The 21423-nt window shown below is 52.5% G+C and carries 19 protein-coding genes; 9 read left to right on the top strand and 10 right to left on the bottom strand.

Annotated elements, in window-relative coordinates; all coding sequences use genetic code 11:
• Positions 1 to 232 precede the first annotated feature (232 nt).
• Positions 233 to 628 carry a helix-turn-helix domain-containing protein gene (locus tag IEX96_RS10030; protein WP_229773656.1) on the bottom strand — a complete coding sequence of 132 codons (396 nt, stop codon included), beginning with the start codon at positions 626 to 628 and terminating at the stop codon, positions 233 to 235.
• A gap of 508 nt (positions 629 to 1136) precedes the next feature.
• Between IEX96_RS10030 and IEX96_RS10025 the strand changes: the two genes are divergently transcribed.
• The 3 genes from IEX96_RS10025 (at position 1137) to IEX96_RS10015 (ending at position 3989) form a co-directional block, all read left to right on the top strand.
• Positions 1137 to 1757, top strand: coding sequence for a trimeric intracellular cation channel family protein (locus tag IEX96_RS10025; RefSeq protein WP_150005041.1), 621 nt, complete (start codon positions 1137 to 1139; stop codon positions 1755 to 1757).
• Positions 1758 to 1897: 140 nt separating this feature from the next.
• Positions 1898 to 2410 carry a PAS domain-containing protein gene (locus tag IEX96_RS10020; RefSeq protein WP_150005042.1) on the top strand — a complete coding sequence of 171 codons (513 nt, stop codon included), beginning with the start codon at positions 1898 to 1900 and terminating at the stop codon, positions 2408 to 2410.
• A gap of 91 nt (positions 2411 to 2501) precedes the next feature.
• Positions 2502 to 3989 carry a DUF6538 domain-containing protein gene (locus IEX96_RS10015; protein ID WP_150005043.1) on the top strand — a complete coding sequence of 496 codons (1488 nt, stop codon included), beginning with the start codon at positions 2502 to 2504 and terminating at the stop codon, positions 3987 to 3989.
• A 25-nt stretch (positions 3990 to 4014) separates the two neighbouring features.
• On the opposite strand, the gene IEX96_RS10010 is transcribed toward IEX96_RS10015, so the two are convergent.
• The 3 genes from IEX96_RS10010 to pepN form a co-directional block, all read right to left on the bottom strand.
• Entirely contained in the window at positions 4015 to 4272 is a 258-nt protein-coding gene (locus IEX96_RS10010; protein ID WP_149999396.1) for a DUF6812 domain-containing protein, read from the bottom strand.
• A complete protein-coding gene (locus IEX96_RS10005; protein ID WP_150005044.1) occupies positions 4269 to 5678 on the bottom strand; it encodes a TadA family conjugal transfer-associated ATPase in 1410 nt (469 codons plus the stop codon). The genes IEX96_RS10010 and IEX96_RS10005 overlap by 4 nt, the downstream gene beginning before the upstream one ends.
• 348 nt (positions 5679 to 6026) lie before the next feature.
• Positions 6027 to 8681, bottom strand: coding sequence for an aminopeptidase N (pepN, locus tag IEX96_RS10000; RefSeq protein WP_229773655.1), 2655 nt, complete (start codon positions 8679 to 8681; stop codon positions 6027 to 6029).
• Positions 8682 to 8854: 173 nt separating this feature from the next.
• Between pepN and IEX96_RS09990 the strand changes: the two genes are divergently transcribed.
• A complete protein-coding gene (locus tag IEX96_RS09990; protein WP_150005045.1) occupies positions 8855 to 9067 on the top strand; it encodes a cold-shock protein in 213 nt (70 codons plus the stop codon).
• A gap of 21 nt (positions 9068 to 9088) precedes the next feature.
• Here IEX96_RS09990 and IEX96_RS09985 read toward each other — a convergent pair whose 3' ends face one another.
• The 3 genes from IEX96_RS09985 to IEX96_RS09975 all read right to left on the bottom strand — a co-directional run bounded on the left by IEX96_RS09985 (position 9089) and on the right by IEX96_RS09975 (position 10535).
• Positions 9089 to 9601: an Hpt domain-containing protein gene (locus tag IEX96_RS09985; RefSeq protein ID WP_188873864.1), complete on the bottom strand. Its 513-nt coding sequence runs from the start codon at positions 9599 to 9601 to the stop codon at positions 9089 to 9091.
• Entirely contained in the window at positions 9594 to 10145 is a 552-nt protein-coding gene (locus tag IEX96_RS09980; RefSeq protein ID WP_150005047.1) for a response regulator, read from the bottom strand. Before IEX96_RS09980 ends, IEX96_RS09985 begins: the two co-directional genes overlap by 8 nt.
• A gap of 75 nt (positions 10146 to 10220) precedes the next feature.
• On the bottom strand, positions 10221 to 10535 hold the full coding sequence (locus tag IEX96_RS09975) for an Hpt domain-containing protein (RefSeq protein WP_188873863.1): 315 nt from the start codon (positions 10533 to 10535) through the stop codon (positions 10221 to 10223).
• A gap of 131 nt (positions 10536 to 10666) precedes the next feature.
• Between IEX96_RS09975 and IEX96_RS09970 the strand changes: the two genes are divergently transcribed.
• The 5 genes from IEX96_RS09970 (at position 10667) to IEX96_RS09950 (ending at position 18346) form a co-directional block, all read left to right on the top strand.
• Positions 10667 to 13396: a coiled-coil domain-containing protein gene (locus IEX96_RS09970; RefSeq protein ID WP_188873862.1), complete on the top strand. Its 2730-nt coding sequence runs from the start codon at positions 10667 to 10669 to the stop codon at positions 13394 to 13396.
• Positions 13397 to 13418: 22 nt separating this feature from the next.
• On the top strand, positions 13419 to 14507 hold the full coding sequence (locus IEX96_RS09965; RefSeq protein WP_229773654.1) for a TRAP transporter substrate-binding protein: 1089 nt from the start codon (positions 13419 to 13421) through the stop codon (positions 14505 to 14507).
• A gap of 5 nt (positions 14508 to 14512) precedes the next feature.
• Entirely contained in the window at positions 14513 to 15106 is a 594-nt protein-coding gene (locus tag IEX96_RS09960) for a TRAP transporter small permease subunit (RefSeq protein ID WP_150005050.1), read from the top strand.
• Positions 15103 to 16464, top strand: a complete 1362-nt coding sequence (locus tag IEX96_RS09955) for a TRAP transporter large permease (RefSeq protein ID WP_188873861.1) — start codon at positions 15103 to 15105, stop codon at positions 16462 to 16464. Before IEX96_RS09960 ends, IEX96_RS09955 begins: the two co-directional genes overlap by 4 nt.
• A gap of 79 nt (positions 16465 to 16543) precedes the next feature.
• Complete coding sequence (locus tag IEX96_RS09950; RefSeq protein WP_188873868.1) at positions 16544 to 18346, top strand: acyl-CoA dehydrogenase; 1803 nt, start codon at positions 16544 to 16546, stop codon at positions 18344 to 18346.
• A gap of 70 nt (positions 18347 to 18416) precedes the next feature.
• Here the strand turns inward: IEX96_RS09950 and pyrG are convergent, their stop codons facing one another.
• The 3 genes from pyrG to tpiA all read right to left on the bottom strand — a co-directional run bounded on the left by pyrG (position 18417) and on the right by tpiA (position 21360).
• Entirely contained in the window at positions 18417 to 20045 is a 1629-nt protein-coding gene (pyrG, locus tag IEX96_RS09945; protein ID WP_188873860.1) for a CTP synthase, read from the bottom strand.
• A gap of 117 nt (positions 20046 to 20162) precedes the next feature.
• Entirely contained in the window at positions 20163 to 20465 is a 303-nt protein-coding gene (gene secG, locus IEX96_RS09940) for a preprotein translocase subunit SecG (RefSeq protein WP_150002409.1), read from the bottom strand.
• 133 nt (positions 20466 to 20598) lie between these two features.
• Complete coding sequence (tpiA, locus tag IEX96_RS09935) at positions 20599 to 21360, bottom strand: triose-phosphate isomerase (protein ID WP_150005051.1); 762 nt, start codon at positions 21358 to 21360, stop codon at positions 20599 to 20601.
• Positions 21361 to 21423 lie beyond the last annotated feature (63 nt).

Here is a 21423-nt window from a genome sequence, read left to right as displayed (position 1 = left end):
TTTTGTGTTTTAAATCAGCCAGTTATGGGCTTATATGGCGGATTTCGTCAGAATCCCGGCCAACCCTCGATTTGGCCCTCTTGCAGAATTCTATATTCTGTTTCAATGGCTTGAGCAGCGCATAAAAAACGGCGCATTCCAAAATCAGAATGCGCCGTCGAGATATCATGAAGCATGCAAGGTTAGGATAGTTCGTGTCTTTAATCGTCAGATCGTGTTTGTCTCAAACATCTCAGGCCGCCTTTTGTGAATCATGAACTGATTGGATCAGATCCATAATCCGGCGACGCACGCGGTCATTCCTTATCCCGATAAGGTTCTTCACCACGGCAAGAACTTGCGCATGGGATAAGATGTGCGGATCAATGGCCGGGTTTCCCCTTAGCTGCGCTTCCTGCCCCGTTTGTTCCAAATCCTCGAAAAAATATGAGATTGGAACCTCTAAAGCAGCAGAAAGCTTAACCAGACGGCTAACCCCTACTCTGTTGAGGCCTTTTTCATATTTCTGGACTTGTTGAAAGCTAAGACCCAGCTTTTCGGCCAGTTTTTGTTGCGTCAATCCGACGATTTTTCGTCGCTCCCGAATGCGACGTCCAACATAAGTATCAACGGGATCTCCTGATATCAAAACCTTGCTCCTTTGTTATCCCACGATCGTGGGGTGCATTATTGCACACAATATTTCTGCAAATTTATCCAGAAAAAGCAAGCGTGACGGGAGGTATTATGATTAACGTATGTTAATGTAGATGTGTAATTGTCTGGCAAAAACGCCAAATAACATCAAATAATTTATCTTGATTTGATCTGATGAAAGAATAATATAAATAACTATAGTGCAATGTTGTTATATTTATTTAATTTATATCTGTTAACCATTAGATAGTCAGAGATTGTACTTAAACTATGGTTTATTTCTGCACCTTGAAGAAAAAATCACAAGTTAAGGTGATTCTGAAGATATTACTGGCGGGTTTGTGATATTTGCCAATCCCCTGTAAATTGACGGCCATATTTAGAACTTACGGCTTTTGGAGGCGGCACGGATCGGTTATCACGCGGCGTGAGATCGTATGTGCGTGTTTTGTATCAGCTGTCAGAGGAAAGCTCTGAAAATCCATCAAGGATAAAGGCCGATGAGCCCTTTGTTTATCATGATTGAATCCGTGGGGATTCTTGCATTTTCCCTATCGGGCGCACTTTCTGCCGCGCGTAAAGATATGGATATCTTCGGATTTGCGGTTCTTGCCCTGATGCCAGCCGTTGGCGGCGGCACATTGCGCGACCTGGTTTTGGATGTTCCTGTTTTTTGGGTGGATGATACGCGGCCAATCTGGATCACCGGCGTGGGCGTTCTAGCGGTCTATTTCGGGGAAAATTTCTTGAACAGCCGTCGCAAGGTGATTGTGTGGGCCGATGCTGTAGGACTTGCCCTTTTCGCTGTTGCTGGAGCGCAAAAAGCCTATCTGGAGACTGGCGATCCACTGATTTCTGTGATGATGGGCGTTGCGACCGCTGTGGCAGGCGGAATTATCCGGGACATCATCGCCAATGAAATTCCTTTGATCTTACAACAAGAGGTCTATGCCACTGCGGCTTTTTGCGGTGCGTTCGTCTATATGGCCCTCACATTGGCGGGTTTTGACTTTATCTGGGCTGCAGGATTTGGCTTTGCCGCAGGATTTATGATCCGGGCCTTGGCCATCTGGTTTGGATGGAGCCTGCCAAAACGAAAGACCAGTCGTCCAAACTCTTGAATCCTGAGCAAAATTGTTCCCAAACAAAATCAGGATATGCCTTGAAAATTATAAAATACTTTTTCTTTTGTTTTATTTCTGTTTACGCTACAAAAGCATAGGTGGGTTGATCACAAACGCAATAAAATGGCGTCGAATTTATGTTGAAAGGCCCCTTTTATCAAGGTTTTAAGAAGTTCTCCCTTTCTTTGGCGATAGATCCGGTTTCTGCAGAAAATCTGGATGAATGCTGCCCAATGAGGCAGTTCTATCAATATTGGAAAGAGATCGGAAAGGGGACCATTCCCACCCGGGCCGACTTTAATCCAGTCCGGGTTCCGGATGCCCTGCCCTGGGTGGTCATTTTTGAGCGGGAACCGGGCGCTGATGGCTCGCTGGATTACTCCCTTCGCTTGAAGGGAAGCGGCATCAGCTCGATCATGAAACATCATTGGAGTAATGAGCGTTTATCCGAGCAACTGAGCCCCGAAATTTTTGTCCACCGCATCGCCGAATTCGAGACAGCCTTGCAAGAGGAACGCCCCCAATTCAGCGAGGGAAAATTAACGGTGGATGGCCGGGACTGGATTTTGGCCCGGGGTGTCTTCCCGTTCCGGAAAGGCCCGGATGGCTATCAGATTTTCTTTATGGGCGTTCCACGAATAAAAAAATAACTGCCTATCTTATAAAGACTTTTTAAAAAAGTCTGTCCTACTCTCATGTCTTCTTGATGCGATTGGGTCGCGTAACAGAAGGGGGGCTAATGTGGGTCATGGGACACATGTAAAAAAACGGGCGGGGGGCGGTTTTGCATTCAACATCAAAATTCCGCGCGATATTGCCCATCATTTCCCCGCCAAAACGGGGCGGCCGAAATCTCATATCACCCTTGGCTTGGGAACACGGGATTATCAGCTTGCGCTAAAAAAAGCCGAAGCGATGGCTTTGCGGTGGAAAGCGGAATTCTCTCGATTGCGCGAACAGCCATATAGCGATCCCCTTTCCCCGGATCGGCTTTATGAGGAAAGCCTCACGGCTTATCTCGCGGGGCCTAATGAGGTTGCTGCAGAAGAAAAACCCCTTGAAGAACGCCAAGCAGCGCTGAAACAAGAAGCGCTGGCCCTGCAACAGGAAATCGATCGCCGCGAGCTGGAAAGCTATGATCGCTTGCCGCCGGATCTGAAAGCACGGCTTGATGCATTAGAAGATGCGCGGCGGTCTTTGCGTGGGCAGGTGCCCAAAAATGCCGAAGCATATGAGCCGAATTTTGGGGCCCTAGGTGAAAGCTGGCTCAAATATTGGGAGAAAACGGCTCGGTCAGCAGGACGGTCCACACAAACCGCTCAACAATATGCACCGGCCATTCGGCTGTTTGCGGGCTTTATCGGCCCCAAAACAATGCGGCAGATCACCCGGGAGGATGTGAGTTACTATGTGGATATTTTACAGACATTCGACCGGAACTGGGGGCGGTCGCGCGGCGTAAGCCAGTTGAATTTCTGGGATTTGAAAACGCGCTTCGCCCATGCAGAAAATCGTCTGACAGACCGTGTTGTGCGGCAGCATTTGCGGATATTATCTACGATATGGACCTGGGCCGATGGGCAGGGTTTGTGCGCCAGTCACAATCCGTTTCATGGATTTCTATCGCATTTTCGCAATGCGGGCCTTCCGCAATTGGCATGGCGTGATCAGGATATTACCACACTTTTATCGCCGCCGCCTGCGTCCTTGGCCCTGAATGGGGCAATTATTTTGGCCTTATTCAGTGGTCTGCGTGCAATGGAAATTGCCGCTTTGCTTTGGCAAGACCTGCAATGGGTGAATGATATGCCCGTGCTGCATATCCGTTCGCTGAAGCCCAAGACGCATGAGCGTATCATACCGTTGCATCCGCGATTGCAATGGCTTTGGGAACAGGCCCCAAGGCAAAAGCAGGACGCATTGATCTGGCCGGAGTTTTCAGGAAAAGGCGCTCTTTTGTCCAAAGCATTTGGCGGACATAAGCGCGAGCGTGGTTTTGTTTCTCGCCAAAGAAGCTTCCAGTCTTTTCGTAAAACAGTGACAGAAGCTCTTCAAAAACAACATATTTCTTCCGACGAGATAAGATATCTTCTCGGCCTTTCTCCGCAAAGCTTAGGGGCCGGTTTATCGTCCATGCCGCCCCTGCCCTTGGCGCGCTGCCATGAGATTATTCAAGCCATTGATTATCCTGTTATTGATCCGGCCTGCTTTTATCCGGGGCAGGAATAGCCCCTTTGGATCAGGTCAGCTGCTTTTAATTGGGCCGATCCAGCGGCTTGCACAAGGCGATAGAGCTTTTCGCGATTAACAAAAGTTCGCCATTCTCCACGCGGAAAGGCAAGAACAGCTTGTCGTCGTTCAACAGGTCGGAGACACGCTCGCCGCGACCCAAAAACACATGGCCACTTAATTGGGAGCCATCGGCCAAAACCAGTTCCACATCCATCGCCGCTTTGGAGATGCTCTTACGCTGCCGGGCTTCTTGTGTCGGATCAAAATCTGTGACGGTCATTGCAAAAGCTCTTCTAAATTTCGGCCGAGGCCGGCTTCACGCACCCGCTTGGCGCAGCGGAAAGGCAGGCCGCTATATTCATATGTGCCTGATACCGAATTCGATTGCTCGTTTTCTGAATATTCAAAATTATAAAGGGATTGTGTGGTGATCACGTCCCCTTCCATGCCAATCACTTCCACAATATCTGTGACGCGCCGCTTTCCATCACGCATCCGTTTCACCTGAATAACGATATCGATGGTTTCGCTGATTTGCTGGCGAACTGCCCGCGTAGGAAAATTCGGATTGCCCATGGCCACCAGATTTTCCATACGGGAAATGGCTTCACGCGGACGGTTGGCGTGCAAGGTGCACATGCCGCCATCATGGCCGGTATTAAAGGCCTGAAGCATATCAAAGCACTCTTTCCCGCGAACCTCGCCAAGAATGATACGGTCTGGCCGCATTCGCAGGGCATTCACCAAAAGATCGCTGATGGTCACCTGACCTGCACCTTCAAGATTGGCCGGCCGTGTTTCCAAAGGCACCACATGGGGCTGGCGCAGTTGTAATTCTGCGGCATCTTCGATGGTTACAATGCGTTCGCCGGGATCGATATATTGCGACAAGGCATTGAGCATGGTGGTTTTTCCCGACCCCGTACCGCCTGAAATAACGATATTGAGCCGGGCATGGGTGGCAATCTGCATGAACCGGGCCATGGCCTCAGACAAGCTTCCCCGCGCCACCAGATCCGGTAATTCCATACGGTTTTTGCTAAATTTCCGGATGGAAATGGATGGCCCGCGTAAGGCCAAAGGTGGCACAATCACATTGACACGACTGCCATCGGGCAAGCGGGCATCTGCCATGGGGGTGGTCATATCCACCCGACGGCCCACCCAGTTACAGATCTTGTTGGCGATTTGAAGAATATGCTCGTTATCGCGGAAGGTAACGTCGGATATTTCCAGCTTCCCTTCTCGCTCCGCATAGACCTGATCCGGTGCATTGACCAAAATATCATTGACCTTGGAATCGGCCAAAAGCGGTTCCAAGGGGCCAAATCCGACAATTTCATCCAAAAGAGCGCGCCGCAGATAGCCCAATTCTTTGTTGTTGAGCATGATTTTGCGTTCGGCGGTGGTGGATAAAACGATGGGCTCCAAGGCCTCTAGCAATTCTTCCCGCGTTAAGCCCACCAAGGCTTTTCCATCGATCTGATCCAAAACCACAGGGAGAATTTCGTCTTTGATCTTGGTGAGATTATCGGTGTTATAAAGTTCCGTCACACGCTCTTTATCCGGCGCCAGACCGGGCTTTTTGGCTGGAACCTGTGTCTGCTGTATCCGGGGGCTGCGATTGGCGGTTTCATGGTCTTTCGCCGTCTGTTCCTCAGGGGCGGAAGGAGCGTTGGTCGCCATGTCTGAAGTTTCGGATGGAGAAAAAGCGGATATATCTTCTTGTGTGTCTTGTGGAGGTTCCCCGCCATCCTGCCGTGATTCATAAGATGGACGCGCCACAACCGGGCCGGCGGGCCGGTTAAGATAGCGGACTGGCCGTGTCCGCGACAGCGCATCGGCAAGTGAAGACGGCCCTCTATTCCCAAAAACTGCTGATTTTATCCCTTTGGATTGCACCGCCATATGATCCCCCATGATCAGTTTCAGGGGAAATTATGCACATAATCAGTAAAGGTAGTGTTTATGGAAATGAAACATCATGTAATATATAGAAATTGTAGGGCTCCATTAGAAATAGAGCCCCTCCCTCTAGGAGATTTCTTTGGTCATCAAGCTTTTCGAAACGATCTCATAAACATCTTTGGAAAGACCATCGACATTCAATAGGGCTTGTAGCTGTTTACGCATCAGCCCTGCCCGCACCGGGTCATAGCGTTCATGGCGGATCAGCGGTAAAACCAGCCGGGCAGCGGTTTGCGGGTTCAATTGGTCCACGTGCTTCACAATATCGCTTAGAAACGCATAGCCCTCTCCGCTGACGGCATGAAAACGCAGTTGATTGCCGGATGCAAAACTGCCCACCAAAGCCCGCAGGCGATTGGGGTTGCGCAGCGAAAAAGCACTATGATTTCTTAGGGTTCTTACAGTTTTCAAAGTGTCGGGCTTGTCGGACAAAGCTTGCAAGGCAAACCATTTGTCGATGGCCAGATCTTCCATTTCGAAGCGATCATAAAAATCTGCAAAAGCCGCATCGCGTGCGGCATCGTCCGAACCGTTCACAAGCACCTGCAAAGCAGCCAAGCGGTCCGTCATATTATTGGATTGGGCATAATGGGTGCGCGCCGTCTCGTTATCTCCAAGGGCGGCAAGATAGATAAGCGCAACATTTTTAAGGGCGCGGCGGGATTTCTGCTCGGGAGAAAGCCCGAAAACGGTGTCTGTCATTTCCCGATACAGCCTGCGCCAGTGGCTTTCCAAAGCATGTGCCAAAACATGGCGCAAATGGATGCGTGCATGATGGATGGCATCCACGGCCACCACATCCATCATCTGCCCGATATAGGCCTCGCCGGGGAGTGTCATCAATTCTGCTGCAAAAGCCGGATCGGATTGCGCGTCTTCCAGAATTTTTTCGCAGGCGTCGATCAAGTCCTGGCCGACGTCTAAAGGCTGCCCCGCGTCCACCGCTTTAACAAGATCAAGCAATGTCTCAATCATAACATCCTGACAGGCTTCCCAGCGGGCGAAGGGGTCGCTGTCATGGGCGGTCAGAAACAGTTTATCGGCCCGGTTGAGGCTGGCCTTAATGGTGACCGGCGCAGAAAAACCGCGGAGCAAGCTGGGAATGGGCCGGGAGCCAAGGCCGCTGAATTGATAGCGATTATCCGATTGGCGTATATGCAACAACCAACCGGCGTCATGACGTGTCCCTTCACCCGCCACAAGCTCTGCATCCATTTCTTGCCCATTGGGACCAATCAATCCCAAAAGAAAAGGCATGTGCATGGGTGCTTTTTCGGTTTGCCCCGGCGTTTGTGGAACCGATTGCTTGATGTGCAGCTCGTAACGTCCAGTGCTTTCCTCCCAATGATCCTCGATGGTCAATTCGGGTGTGCCAGCCTGCGCATACCACAGGCGGAATTGCCCCAGATCGGCTCCATTGGCATCTTCCATGGCCGCTACGAAATCATCACAGGTCACCGCTTGGCCATCATGACGCTGGAAATAAAGATCCATGCCCCGCCGAAAGCCTTCCACGCCCAAAAGCCGGTGCATCATACGGATGACCTCGGCCCCCTTATTATACACCGTGACAGTATAGAAGTTATTGATTTCTATATAGCTATCGGGGCGAATGGGATGCGCCAGAGGGCCTGCATCTTCCGGAAACTGGAACGCCCGCAAGGTTTTTACATCATGGATACGTTTGATGGACCGGCTGGCCTGATCTGCGGAATATTCCTGATCGCGGAATACTGTCAGCCCCTCTTTCAAAGAAAGCTGGAACCAATCCCGGCACGTCACTCGGTTGCCCGTCCAGTTATGGAAATATTCATGGGCGATCACCCCTTCCACATTATCAAAGTCTGTATCCGTGGCGATCTGGGGATCGGCTAGAACATATTTGGTATTGAAAATATTGAGGCTTTTGTTCTCCATCGCCCCCATATTGAAATCCGAAACGGCAACGATATTGTAGATATCCAGATCATATTCCAGCCCATACACCTCTTCGTCCCAGCGCATGGCGCGCTTCAGGCTGTCCATGGCATGCTGGCATTTGGGAAGATCGCGGGCCTTTGCATAGATATGGAGCGCCACCGTGCGGCCGGACCGGGTCGTGAACTGGTCGCTCAACACACCAAGATCACCGGCCACCAAAGCAAACAGATAGGCCGGTTTTTTAAACGGATCTTCCCATACAGCGAAATGACGCCCCGCCCCCAGATCGCCCTGTTCGATCCGGTTCCCGTTGGACAGCAAAACCGGATAGGCTGCCTTGTCTGCCTCGATACGCACCGTGAAGCGGGTCATCACATCGGGGCGGTCGGGGAAAAAGGTGATATTGCGAAATCCTTGCGCTTCGCATTGGGTGCAGAAATTTCCGCCCGATTTATAAAGCCCTTCCAGCCGTGCATTATTCTGCGGCTCGATTTCGACTTCGATTTCCAAAACGCCGGATGCGGGCATATCCTTGATGGTAAGCTGCTCACCAGCCCGGCTTATGCGTCCGGCCGGAAGCGGGGTGCCATCCAGCTTGATCGAAAGCAAATCCATCTGGGGATCGCCGTCCAAAACAAGATTCGGCATATTTTCCGACTGCCGGACCACTGTCATGGTGGATAGAACCCGCGTGCCTTTCTCTCGAAGATCAAAGCAAAGCGCGATGCTCTCGACCGCAAAAGCAGGCGCCTCATAATCTTTCAGAAAAATGGTCTGTGGTTGGGCATGATCCAGCGGCATGAAGGCACCTGTTTTAATCATCAAGAAGAACAAGGGCGCCACATTAGAGAGCGCCTTCGGCAAGAGCAAGGGCTTGGCTCATGGCATGTTCCTTGCCATAATCGGGGGTGCAAACTCTGCACATGCCGCCGGAGCATGGGTCCGGCATATTCAGGAAAACAGGATATAAGACGATGGCGACCGGAACGGTAAAATGGTTCAACGCATCAAAAGGCTTCGGTTTTATTGCGTCTCAAGACTTTCCAAAAGATGTGTTCGTGCACATTACCGCCGTCAAAAATGCAGGGCTTGAAACACTGGAAGAAGGGCAAATGGTGGAATTTGACGCAGAGCCCGATCGCAAAGATCCATCACGCACCTCTGCCCAGAATCTTAAGGCGATATAATTTCTGAACGGGGGCCGCCGATCAGCTTTTCTTATAGGTTTCAATGGCCTTTTGTAGCGATTTCCGAAGTTGCTGGCCAATCTCGCCCCCTTCGCCCTTTACTCGCCCTTTGATCACGGCGCGCATGGCATCCACATGGGATTTCACCAATTCGACCATTTTGTCGTCGATATCGGTTTTGATGGATGTGAAGTTGGAAAGGGAATCCGCGAAATTGGTGATAAGAGGATAACCGAAGGTGCCGCCCTGCCCCTTCATATCATGGGCAATGCGGTGGATTTCTTCGAAGAAATCCTTGCGGTCTTCCGGTGTATCAACGCAACGGACATGTTGTTCCGCCAGTTTTGTGATAAGGCCGGATACCCAATCGGGATAATCTTCGGAAAGCGTTTCCAACGCTTTTTCCGCCTTTTCCAAGGCTTCCGGAGAAATGCCCCCCTTGCCGCCACCCAAGCCATGGGTTTTTTCCTTCAACCGGTTTCTGAACCGATAAAAGCGCACGATCGTGGGGGCTTTTTTTTCTTCATTAGCCACGCACAATCTCCACGCCGGGGCTTTTATCCGTCAACACACGCCGGTCCTCGAAATCGATATCTGCCTGTCTGCGGCGTCTGTCCGGCCCGAAATAACTGCGCGTATGCACAAATTGCCGTTGGCGCTCAATGATGGAAATCAGCTTATTTCCGATAGCCTGTATGGTAAAGGGCTTGGCCAGAAATTCGGTAACACCCATGTCGCGGGCTTCTTGAACCCGTTTTGGTTCGGAAAAGCCGGTAATCATGATGAACGGGATGAAGCGATCCGGGCTTTCCTTATGACGGCGTGCCCAGCGCAGCAAGATCATGCCATCAACCGGCGACATCTGCCAGTTGGACATGACGATATCGACTTCTTGCGTGCCAACCTTCATCGGGTCTTCTTTGACCTGCTTTAAAAAATTGATGGCTTCGCCGCCATCTTCAACGGCAAACACTTTTCCAACGCCAAGAATTCTCAAGGAATTGATCAATAAGGATCGAATGAACAAACTGTCTTCGACAATCAGAACGCTCAATTTTTCGAAATCATAGTCCGCCATTTCAGTCTCTTCAGTGATCTCCAGATGTGTATAAAGACCGCGATAAGGTAAATTTTTCAATAAAAAAGCAAAGGGTTATCTTGTGATTGTCGCTTTGAGTCGTGCAAATTCCTCCCGTAAGGCGCATCGATGGGCTTCATAATCCTTGGGCTCGGCCTTTTCCGCCTTTTGTGCAAGCAAGGCGAAAGGCTTGGCCCCGATGGATCGTGCCGCCCCTTTCAGCCGGTGAAGGGCCGTTCGCCAGTCTTGCGGGGAGGATGTTTCAAGGGCTGCAAAATAATCCGGCGTATTTTTTATGAAAATATCTATGACTTCATCCTGCAACGCCTTGTCACCGCCAGTAAAATTGTCAAGATGGGTGTGGTCGATGGGAGAGGGATGATGTGGCATGGGGTCAATTTCCAGATATACGCCGAAGCGTTGGTTCGATGATAACCTGACCTTCATATGTCTTCGTGTAAATGCTGACCATGATACCGTGCTATATTTGATGCGCCTGCAAGGGTTTGTCGGGAAGTCTAATGAACGCTAAACTGGATTTTCAACCGCCGCCACAAGAAGAAACAACTGCGCCCCTGCAAACAACAGGGCCAGCGGTGTCTTTTGGCAGACGGCTTTGGCCTTTTGCTTTTGCTGCTGTGTTGAGCAGCTTATGGGTGCTCGCGGCGGGCTTTGCGGCCATGCGCGCCGGGCTTTTCAATCCGGATAACCCGCTACAATTGGTAGACCTTGCCGCTTTGATCGCGGGGGTTCTTACGCCCTTGGCCGTTGTATGGCTGATTGCCTTGGTGTTCCAACGGACCGATCCCTTGCTTGAACGGCGTCTGGAAATTGCACAAAATATGGACCGCGCCCTTGCCCCCATTGAACATGCGGAAAAGCGTCTCGACCAGCTTTTGGCCCGGGTTCGCCATGATATGGATCATGTGGAAGCCGCTGTAGATTTGGCGGCCAGCCGCATTGATAGCCTTGAAGGTCGCTTCAAAAGCGAGATTGCCGATCTGTTTTCCGTCACGGCAGATGCCGAAGCAAAAGCGGCGTCCATTCAGGATATGTTCCGGCGCGAACGGGAAGCTCTTAACCAATTGGATGAACAGGTAACGCAACGCTTGCGTCAATCGGAAGAAACGGCGGACAGCTTTTCCGAACGGGTCATAAAGGCAGCCGGTGCCGCCGGAGATGCTGTGGATAAAGCGTCCGGGACTTTGGATGATCGCGGCCAGTCCCTGATTGCTTCAGCCGAACAGGCGGCGGCCGATTTGAAAGAAGCCGAAGCCGCCCTTGGGGAGCGGTTGACAGCACTGGATGATCTGTCCCGCTTGCTTGATGCCCGCTTCAACGGCATGAGCCACGATATTTCCACCCAGCTTGACCGCTTCAAACAGCGCATGGCTGAACTGGATCAACTTGATGGACAGCTTACGCAAACATTGGAAGAGCGCCATAGCCGCCTTGCCTATCTTGCGGAATCCTCTGAAAGCGATGCCCATCGTGTGACCCAGGCATTGGAGAAAAGCAGCGATCTTTTGAACGACAGGGCGCAAGAGGCGTTGAACCGCAGCGAAGATGCGGGCCGCGAGATCGAGCGCCAAGCCCAGGAACTGGATCGCATCATTGGCAGCACATTGGAACGGGCGCAGGAAAGTTTCCGGGGACTTTCGGAAAATCTGGCCCTGCAAGCCCACGAAGCGGACACGATTTCCAAACAACAAGCCGATGAGGCTTTGGATCGGGTGAAAGCCGCTCTATCGGGCTTTGAAGCGCAACTTGCCACATTTGACGACAAAGCCAATGAAGCGGGAATGCGCATTGCCGAGCGGATTTCGCATCTGAAATCCAATTTCGATGATGAAGCGGGGGCCGTCGAACATCGCGCCGCCCGCAGTGTGGAAGAATTGAACCGCCTTGCTGCGATGCTTGCGGATCAGGCGGAAATGGTTGCCTCTGCCGCAGGAGATGCGGCGCAAAATATGGGCGAAGCGGGAGAACGCATGGATGAACGCACCGCCAATCTTGGGCAGGTGCTGGAAGATATGCGCCAACGCATTGATGAAGTTACCGCCCGTCTGGAAGAAGAGCGTGGGGCCTTGGCCGCCACTTCAGAGGCCAGCGCCAATACCGTTTTGGAGGCCGCAGACCGCTTCCGCACGCAATCCGACGATTTGAGCCGCCATGCCGAAGCCACATCCGAACAGGTTTTGGCCAGCAGCGAAAATCTTTCGACGGAAATCGCACGTATCGATCAACAAGGGCGCGGCGCAGTGCAGGCCTTGGCGCAATCATTACAAAGCCTGAAAGCCGAAGGCAGCGGCCTGATGGAAACGCTGGAACGGTCTTCAGACTCCTTGGGGCAAGCGGCCACAGCGTTTGGTGGCGAACGAGAGCGTATCCTGAACGATACCGCAGATGCCGCCAAGAATTTGCACGAAGCCGCGGAAAAAGTGGGGCAAAAAGCCGAAGATATCCGCACAGCAGGGGGAGAAACCGGCGACCATCTGAACGCCATCGCAAGCCGCTTTTCTGGCGCGGCGGAGAAAATCATGGAAGCGGCCCGCGCCGCCGAGACCAGCGCCAAAACATCCGGTCAGGAGTTCGAGCAAATCTTGTCCGTCGCCATTACCCGCGGGCTTCGGGAAGTGGGGCAATCCATGGATACGCTCAACACCATGTTTGATGAGGAAGTGCGCGATCTGGAAAGCCACATCACCCAGACCATCAATAAAACGGTCAATGCCCTTCGCGAGGCTTCGGCTCAGGCGGGCGATGAAAGCGAGCGTATGGCGCACCGCCTTGCCGAACAGTCGGACAAACTGATTCACAAGGCCAATAGCTTTCTCAGCAAATCCGAAGAGGTGGAGCGGCGTATTCTGGCCTCATCACGTGATGAATTCGTGCGCACATCTTCCTTGCTGATCGAAAGCCTCCAATCTGCCTCTGTGGATATTGATAAAATTCTGGAAGCCGAAGTGCCCGACGATGTATGGCAAAAATATCTGTCGGGCGATCGGTCTATCTTTTCGCGGCGCACCGTTCGTTTGGCCGACCGCACCACCCGCCAACGCATCATAAGGATGTTTGAAACGGATCGGGAATTCCGCGATACGGTCTTGAAATTCTTCCGGGATTTTGAAGCCTTGATGGAACAGGTCGGAAGCCGCGACAAGCATAGTGCGTTGTCTGTCACTCTTATTTCGTCAGAGATGGGAAAGCTGTATGTTTTGCTTGCCCAATCTTTGAAGAAAATCCAGTAAGTCTTTATAAGAGAGTAAATTTATGGGGATCATTGCCAGACCGTTCTGGCTTGGGGCCATTTTGGCGGGGATGTTGGGGGCCTGCTCCTCCGAGCAATCACCGGAAACGGATAAAGCATCCTTGGCACTATCGGACAGGCCACTTGTTCAATGGCGGATGGCCTCCACCTATCCTTCAAGCCTGATTATTTTGGGCACCATGGGAAAGCGGGTGGAAAGCCTTGCCCGTGATATTTCTGGCGGCAGCATTGATATACGCTTTTATGAGCCGGGGGCGCTGGCCCCGCCTTTTGAAATTTTTGACGCCATATCTTATGGAGCTTTGGAAGCGGGATGGTCCACACCGGGATATTGGGCCGGGCGCGAACCGGCCTTGCAATTATTCTCGGCCCTGCCCTTTGGCCCATCTGCGGAAGAATATCTGGCATGGTTCGATTATGGCGGTGGCCGCGCTCTTTATGAAAAACTCTATCACCGTCACAATATCCACGGACTGATTTGCGGGATTTCTCCGCCTGAAGCTGCGGGCTGGTATAAAAAGCCGATCAACAAGGTCGAAGATTTCAAGGGCCTTAAAATCCGGTTTTTCGGATTGGGCGGCAAGGTTCTGGAAAAACTTGGCGCTTCTGTGCAGCTTTTATCCGGCGGCGATATTTTCCCGGCATTGGAGCTTGGGACTATTGACGGCACAGAATTTTCCGTTCCCGCCGTTGATCTGAAGATGGGCTTTTATCAAGCGGCGAAACATTATTATTTCCCCGGTTGGCATCAGCAGAGCACATTTTTTGAGCTGATGATCAATCTGGACCAGTGGAACGCGCTGAACGCCACCCAACAAGCGCAAATCGAAGCCGTTTGCTCCAGCAATATCCGCTATGGCCTTTCACAAGGGGAGGCTTTGCAGATCGACGCCATGCGCGAACTGAGCGAAAAGGGCGTGGAATTTCATAAATTCTCGCCGGAAATTCTGGAGGCTCTGGAAACAGCCTGGGGCGAGGTTGCCGACGAGCTCTCGGCGTCCAATGCCGATTTCGCTACCGGATGGGACAGCTTGCGCCAGTTCCGCGCCGGACATCGGGTGTGGCGTGAACGCGGATATCTAAAGAAATGACGGGGATGGAACGCACTTTGCGGATTGCCCGATCCCTTGAATATATCGTCACGATCATTGGTCGGACGGCGGGCTGGTTGATCCCCGCATTGATGATCGTGATCGTGATGGATGTGGTGTTGCGGCACTGGTTCGTGATCGGCTCTACCGCACTACAAGAACTGGAATGGCATCTTCATGGCGCCTTGTTTTTATTGGCCTTGGGATATGCCTATTTCAAAAACGCCCATGTGCGGATCGAAATTTTCTACGAACGGTGGCCCGTCAGAACACAGGCATGGGTCGAGCTTTGGGGACTCATATTGATGATGTTGCCCTATTGTGCGGCCATTTTGTGGTTTGCCTCCGATTATGCAGCCCGGGCGTTTCTTGTGGGGGAATCCAGCCCCTCGCCTGCCGGTTTGCCCGATAGATGGATCATCAAATCCATTCTGGTTCTGGGATTTGCGGTGCTTGGCCTTGCGGGCATTTCTCGCGGATTGACTCTGATGGTGTTTTTATTCGGCCCGAAATCCTTGGCCCAGCATTGCGGTTTTCCCGATGAAGGGGCTGGCCCTTATGATGAAACCGATCTCCAGACCGAAGATGCGCGGCCATGATCATCGAAATCCTGCCTTTGTTGATGTTTTTAGTGCTGGCCGCCTTGCTGTTCACGGGCTTTCCCGTGGCCTTTGTTCTGGGCGGCGTGGGGCTTGCTTTCTGGCTGTTGGCGGTGGCTTTGGGGATTGAAAACCCCTTGAGCTTTTTTCTGGTGGTGGGCCGGATCTTCGGCGGTGTGGTGAATAATCTCACCTTGGTCGCCATTCCCATGTTCATTTTTATGGGCACCCTTTTGGAAAAAAGCGGAGTGGCCCGCGATCTGTTATCAGCCTTGCAGGTGCTGACGCGGAGAATCCCCGGCGGGCTTGCGCTGTCCGTTACCCTGATCGGGGTTGTGATGGCGGCAACCACCGGAATTATCGGCGCAAGTGTGGTGATGATGACCGTTCTAGCCTTGCCGGTGATGATCGACCGTGGCTATGACAAAGCGCTGGCCAGTGGCACCATTGCCGCTTCGGGGACGCTGGGTATTCTTGTGCCGCCATCGATCATGCTGGTGGTTATGGCGGACTTGCTATCCACCTCTGTCGGCGGGCTATTTATGGCAGCCTTGTTGCCCGGCTTGTTGTTATCCACGCTGTATCTGCTGTGGATAATTGCACGTACGGCGATTTCCCCGCAGCTTGCCCCTGCTCTGCCCAAATCCGAAGGGCCGCGCTCATTGCTGGCACTGTCGGGTTTGATGATCCGCAGTTTTTTGCCGCCGGTTTTGCTGATTGCCCTTGTGCTCGGCTCCATATTTGGCGGCTATGCCACGCCAACCGAAGCCAGCGGAATCGGCGCAGCGGGGGCCTTGGTTCTGGCTCTTTTGCGGAAAAATTTCCGGTGGAAAACTTTTCTGGAAAGCCTTGATCAGTCCACGCTTACAAGCGCCATGCTGTTTGGAATTTTTGTAGGGGCCACAGCCTTTTCTTATGTCTTTGCCCTGTTGGGCGGCCATGACCTGATCATCGGATTTGTGGATAGTCTTGATGTCGGGCCATGGGGTATTCTGTTTGTACTGATGGCCATCGTGTTCTTTTTGGGATTCTTTTTCGATTGGATCGAGATCACCTTGATTGTGCTGCCTGTGTTTGCGCCGGTGATCAAGGCGCTGGATTTTGCAGGCCATGTCCCCTTCCCCGAACTGACCATTACATGGTTCGCGGTGCTGGTTGCGGTGAATTTGCAGACCAGCTTTTTGACGCCACCTTTTGGTTTTGCACTGTTTTACCTGAAAGGTGTGGCCCCCGGATCGGTGCGCATCCAGCATATTTATAAAGGCGTTATCCCCTTCATCATCTTGCAGATTTTGGCTCTTGGGGCGGTGATGGCGTGGCCCGATATTGCCTTATGGCTGCCCTCTCGCATGCAATAGGGTAAAATACGCCCTGTGCGCGCCTTCGCACTTTGCCTATAAGGCTCATCCGTTCTTTCCGCAAAAGACAAGGAGTTCCCTGATGGAGCGTGTGATCAACCGCCGCGACCTTTCGTTTCAGCTTTATGACGTGCTTGATGTGGCTTCCTTGTCGGCCTATCCGCGTTTTTCGGAGCATGACAAAGCCAGCTATGAAGCCGTGATCGATGCTGCCGAACGGTTGGCCATGGATAAATTCGCCGATCACGCCCACAAGGCCGATGAGAACGAGCCTCAATATGAAAATGGTCGGGTGGTAATGATCCCGGAAGTGAAAGAGGCGCTCTCCCATTATCTGGCCGGTGGCTTCCATCTGGCCCACCGCGATGAATCCGAAGGCGGGATGCAGTTACCTTTGGTTATAAGCCAGGCGATCGCAGCGATCTTCACCGGAGCCAACGCATCCACCACGGCCTATCCGTTTCTGACCATCGCTGCGGCCAATCTTTTGAGCGCCTATGGCTCTGATGCCCAGAAAGAGAAATTCTTAAAACCCATGCTGGAAGGCCGCTTTTTCGGCACCATGTGCCTATCGGAACCGCAGGCCGGATCGTCTTTGGCGGATATTCGCACCAAGGCCACGCCGTTACCCGATGGCAGCTACGCCATTAAGGGCACCAAGATGTGGATTTCTGCTGGCGACCATGATCTGGCAGAAAATATCGTGCATCTGGTCTTGGCGAAAATCCCCGGGGGACCGGAAGGGGTGAAAGGTATTTCGCTCTTCATCGTGCCCAAATACCAAGTGGATGATGAAGACCGTGTGGGGGATAGCAATGATGTGGCTTTGGCGGGCCTCAATCACAAGATGGGCTATCGCGGCACCACCAATTGCATGCTGAATTTTGGTGAGAACGATGCCTGCCGTGGCTATCTGGTGGGCGTTGTGCATCATGGTCTTGGCTATATGTTCCATATGATGAATGAAGCCCGCATCGGCGTTGGCCTCGGGGCGACGATGATGGGCTATGCGGGGTATCTGGCATCGCTGGATTACGCGAAACAGCGTCCACAAGGCCGTCCGGTGGATGCCAAAGATCCCGCAAGCCCGCCGGTTCCCATCATTGCCCATGCGGATGTGCGGCGCATGTTGCTGGCACAAAAATCCTATGTGGAAGGGGCGCTGTCGCTGTGCCTTTATTGCGCACGGTTGCTGGATGAAGCGCAGCAAACCGAAGATGCCGACACAAAAAAACGCAATCTCTTGCTGCTTGATCTCTTGACCCCCATTGCCAAGGCATGGCCTTCGGAATTTTGTCTGGAAGCCAATAAGCTGGGGATCCAGATTCTGGGGGGCTATGGCTATACCCGCGATTATCCTTTGGAGCGGCTTTACCGCGACAATCGCCTCAACCCCATCCATGAAGGCACCAATGGTATCCAGAGCCTTGATCTTTTGGGCCGCAAGGTTATGGCGGAAAAGGGACTGGCCTTTCGGTTGATGATGGAACGCATCGGAGACGCCATTGGCGAGGCCAAGGCCTATCCGGTTCTGGAAGAACAAGTTGCGGCCATGCAAGGGGCTGTGGATCTGCTGTCCCGGGTGACGGTGAAACTGGTGACCGCCGCCCATGAAGGAAAAACCGAAGCCTTTCTTGCCAATTCCCATGAATATCTTTTGCTGATGGGCCATGTGGTGATGGCATGGATGTGGTTGCGCCAAGCAACGGTTGCTGCGGCAAAAATCACCGATGCGGTGGGCGATGACCGGAGCTTTTTTGCTGGGAAATTAATGGCGACGCGGTATTTCTTCACCCATGAATTACCCAAGACCGGCCCACAAGCCGCTTTGCTGGCTTCGTTGGACACGACGGTTCTTGATATGCCCAATGAAGGCTTCTGAGCAGCCCGAAAGATCAGACATAAAAAAACCGGGGAGATCTCCCCGGTTTTATCTGAGCGTCCATCGGCTTTTAGACCAGCCGGCTTTGCTTCAAGGCAGCGCCGATAAAGCTGGCAAACAGCGGATGCGGATCAAAAGGCTTTGATTTCAGCTCTGGATGGAACTGTACACCAATATACCAAGGGTGATCCGGCAGCTCGATAATTTCCGGCAGATTGCTGTCCGGTGACAAGCCAGAGAACACCAATCCAGCTTCTTCAAGCTGGCTGCGATAGGAAATGTTTACTTCATAACGGTGGCGATGGCGCTCGGAAATCCGGTCTGTGCCATAGATCTTTTGAACATGGCTGCCGGTGGTGAGTTTTGCGGGATAAGCACCCAAACGCATGGTTCCGCCTAAATCCATATCGGATTCGCGGATTTCGATCCCCGCCTCCGTGGCCCATTCTGTTAGCAAGCCCACAACCGGAACCTTTGGCGTGCCGAATTCTGTGGACCCTGCCCCTTCCAGTCCGGCCATATTCCGGGCGGCTTCCACCACGGCCATTTGCATCCCGAGGCAAATGCCAAAGAAGGGGATATTATGTTCACGGGCAAAACGGGCTGCCGCAATTTTTCCTTCGGTGCCGCGTTGGCCAAATCCGCCGGGTACCAAAATACCGTGCACGTCTTCCAGACGATGGATGGCATCGGGCTGTTCAAACAGCTCGGCTTCAATCCATTCGATCTTCACATTGACACGATTGGCTATGCCGCCATGCACCAGAGATTCGCTTAAAGACTTATAGGCATCTTTAAGGCCGGTATATTTCCCGACGATGGCGATTTTCACTTCGCCTTCGGGGTTTTTAAGGTTTTTGACGATGTCGTTCCAGCGGCTCAGATCCACAGGCTGTTCAGCGGGCAAGCCGAACACTTTCAGAACTTCATCATCCAGCCCTTCCCCATGATAAGCGATGGGGACTTCATAAATGGACGAGACATCAAGGGCCTGGATCACCGCCGATTTCGCAACATTACAAAACAGCGCGATCTTGTGGCGCTCGCCCAGTGGAATCGGTTGTTCCGCCCGGCACACCAGAATATCCGGCGAGATACCAATGCCGCGCAATTCCTTCACGGAATGTTGGGTCGGTTTGGTTTTCAGCTCGCCCGCCGCTTTGATGAACGGCACCAATGTCAAATGAATGAAGCAGCTTTGGCCGCGATCCAGATCGGTGCCCAATTGGCGGATCGCCTCCATGAATGGAAGGCTTTCGATATCCCCCACCGTACCGCCGATTTCACATAGCACGAAATCAATGCCATCGGTTTGTGCGAGCACGAAATCCTTGATGGCGTCGGTCACATGGGGAATCACCTGCACGGTGCCGCCCAAATAATCCCCGCGTCGCTCTTTCGTCAGAATATCCTGATAGATTCGGCCCGATGTGACATTATCAGTGGTGCGTGAAGGCACACCGGTAAAACGCTCATAATGGCCCAAATCCAGATCGGTTTCTGCCCCATCATCGGTGACATAAACCTCGCCATGCTGATAAGGGCTCATGGTGCCCGGATCCACATTCAAATATGGATCGAGCTTGCGCAGCCGCACAGTATAACCGCGCGCCTGAAGCAGTGTTCCCAATGCAGCGGATAGCAGCCCCTTGCCAAGCGAGGAAACCACACCGCCGGTGATGAAAATATACCGGGTCATGGACATGCACTATAGTTGACTATTGGCAAAGCAACAGTCTTGGATTTCAGATGATTTTGGGTAACACTGGTCGTCCGCTCCGGATTTTCCATCAAGAGCGCACCATTGCTTTGTCCCTCAATCGGGAATCGGAACCGTTGGGGTTTCCGGCTGCGGCGCTTCGATATTGGTTTCATCGAGCACCGAACTGCTTTCACGCCCTTGCCCGGCCAAAATCGCCAGCGTCAAGCTGGTGAGCAGGAAACCTGCGGCAAGAAAAGACGTGGCTTTTGTGAGAAGGTCGGCGGCACCGCGGGCCGACATCATTCCACCAGCATTGCCCCCCATGCCCAGACCGCCCCCTTCGGAACGCTGCAGCAAGATTACGCCCACAAGGGCGATGGCGATGGCCAAATGGATAATGAGAAGAACAACTTGCATCTTATCGTTACCATACGGATTGAATGCGAAAGGCACCGTCCCAGGATGTTGCCCGTCGGTGCGTTGATGGCCTGTCTAGCGCAGCCGCCCCAAAATGACCAGTGCGAAGTTTACACTTGGGGAAAACTGTCCTTTATTTGCTGCGATAGGCATCAAGAATCCCATTGAAATCCAAGGCTTTAAGGCTTGATCCTCCGACAAGGGCCCCATTCACATTGGGAACCGCCATCAATATATGCGCGTTGCTGGCCTTCACCGACCCTCCATAAAGAATGCGCATTTGATCACCCAAAGCAAAGCGGTCTGCCAGATGGTCACGGATGGTCTGGTGCATCACGGCCACATCTTCGGGTTTCGGGATGCGCCCGGTGCCAATGGCCCAGATAGGCTCATAGGCAATGACAGTATTGGACGCCGTGGCACCATCGGGAACGGAATGGGCCAATTGGTCGAGCACAATCTTTTCTGCCCAGCCTGCATCGCGCTGCGATAAGGTTTCCCCCACACAGATGATGGCGCACAGAGTCGCATTGTGGGCAGCAAGGGCCTTTTCACGTACCTGTTCGCTGGTTTCATTATGATCCTCGCGGCGTTCGGAATGTCCAACGATCACATAGCGTGCGCCGAGATCCGCCAACATTTTCGCCGAAATGTCGCCGGTATGCGCGCCTTTTTCAAGAGAATGGCAATCCTGGGCCCCAACACTTACGAGGCCGCCGCGCAATATGGCAGTCATCGGGTGAATCAGCGTGGCGGGCGGGCATAAAAGCACCTCGGCCTGCGCCGGGTTCTCCGTTAACAAGGCTTGCAAATGCCGGGCTTCCTCCAGATCTTTCAAAAGACCGTGCATTTTCCAGTTTCCGGCGACAAGCGGCGTAATTATTGGCAAGGCCATGGTCGTTCTTTCCCGATTTCAGAGTGGAATTCACGATTAAGAGCATATTTTGGCAGATTATCC

The organism is Iodidimonas muriae (assembly GCF_014647255.1).
GTDB classification, from domain to species: Bacteria; Pseudomonadota; Alphaproteobacteria; order Sphingomonadales; family Rhodothalassiaceae; genus Iodidimonas; species Iodidimonas muriae.
Note: the sequence above shows the minus strand (reverse complement) of the source record. Positions and strands in the feature narration are given on the sequence as shown.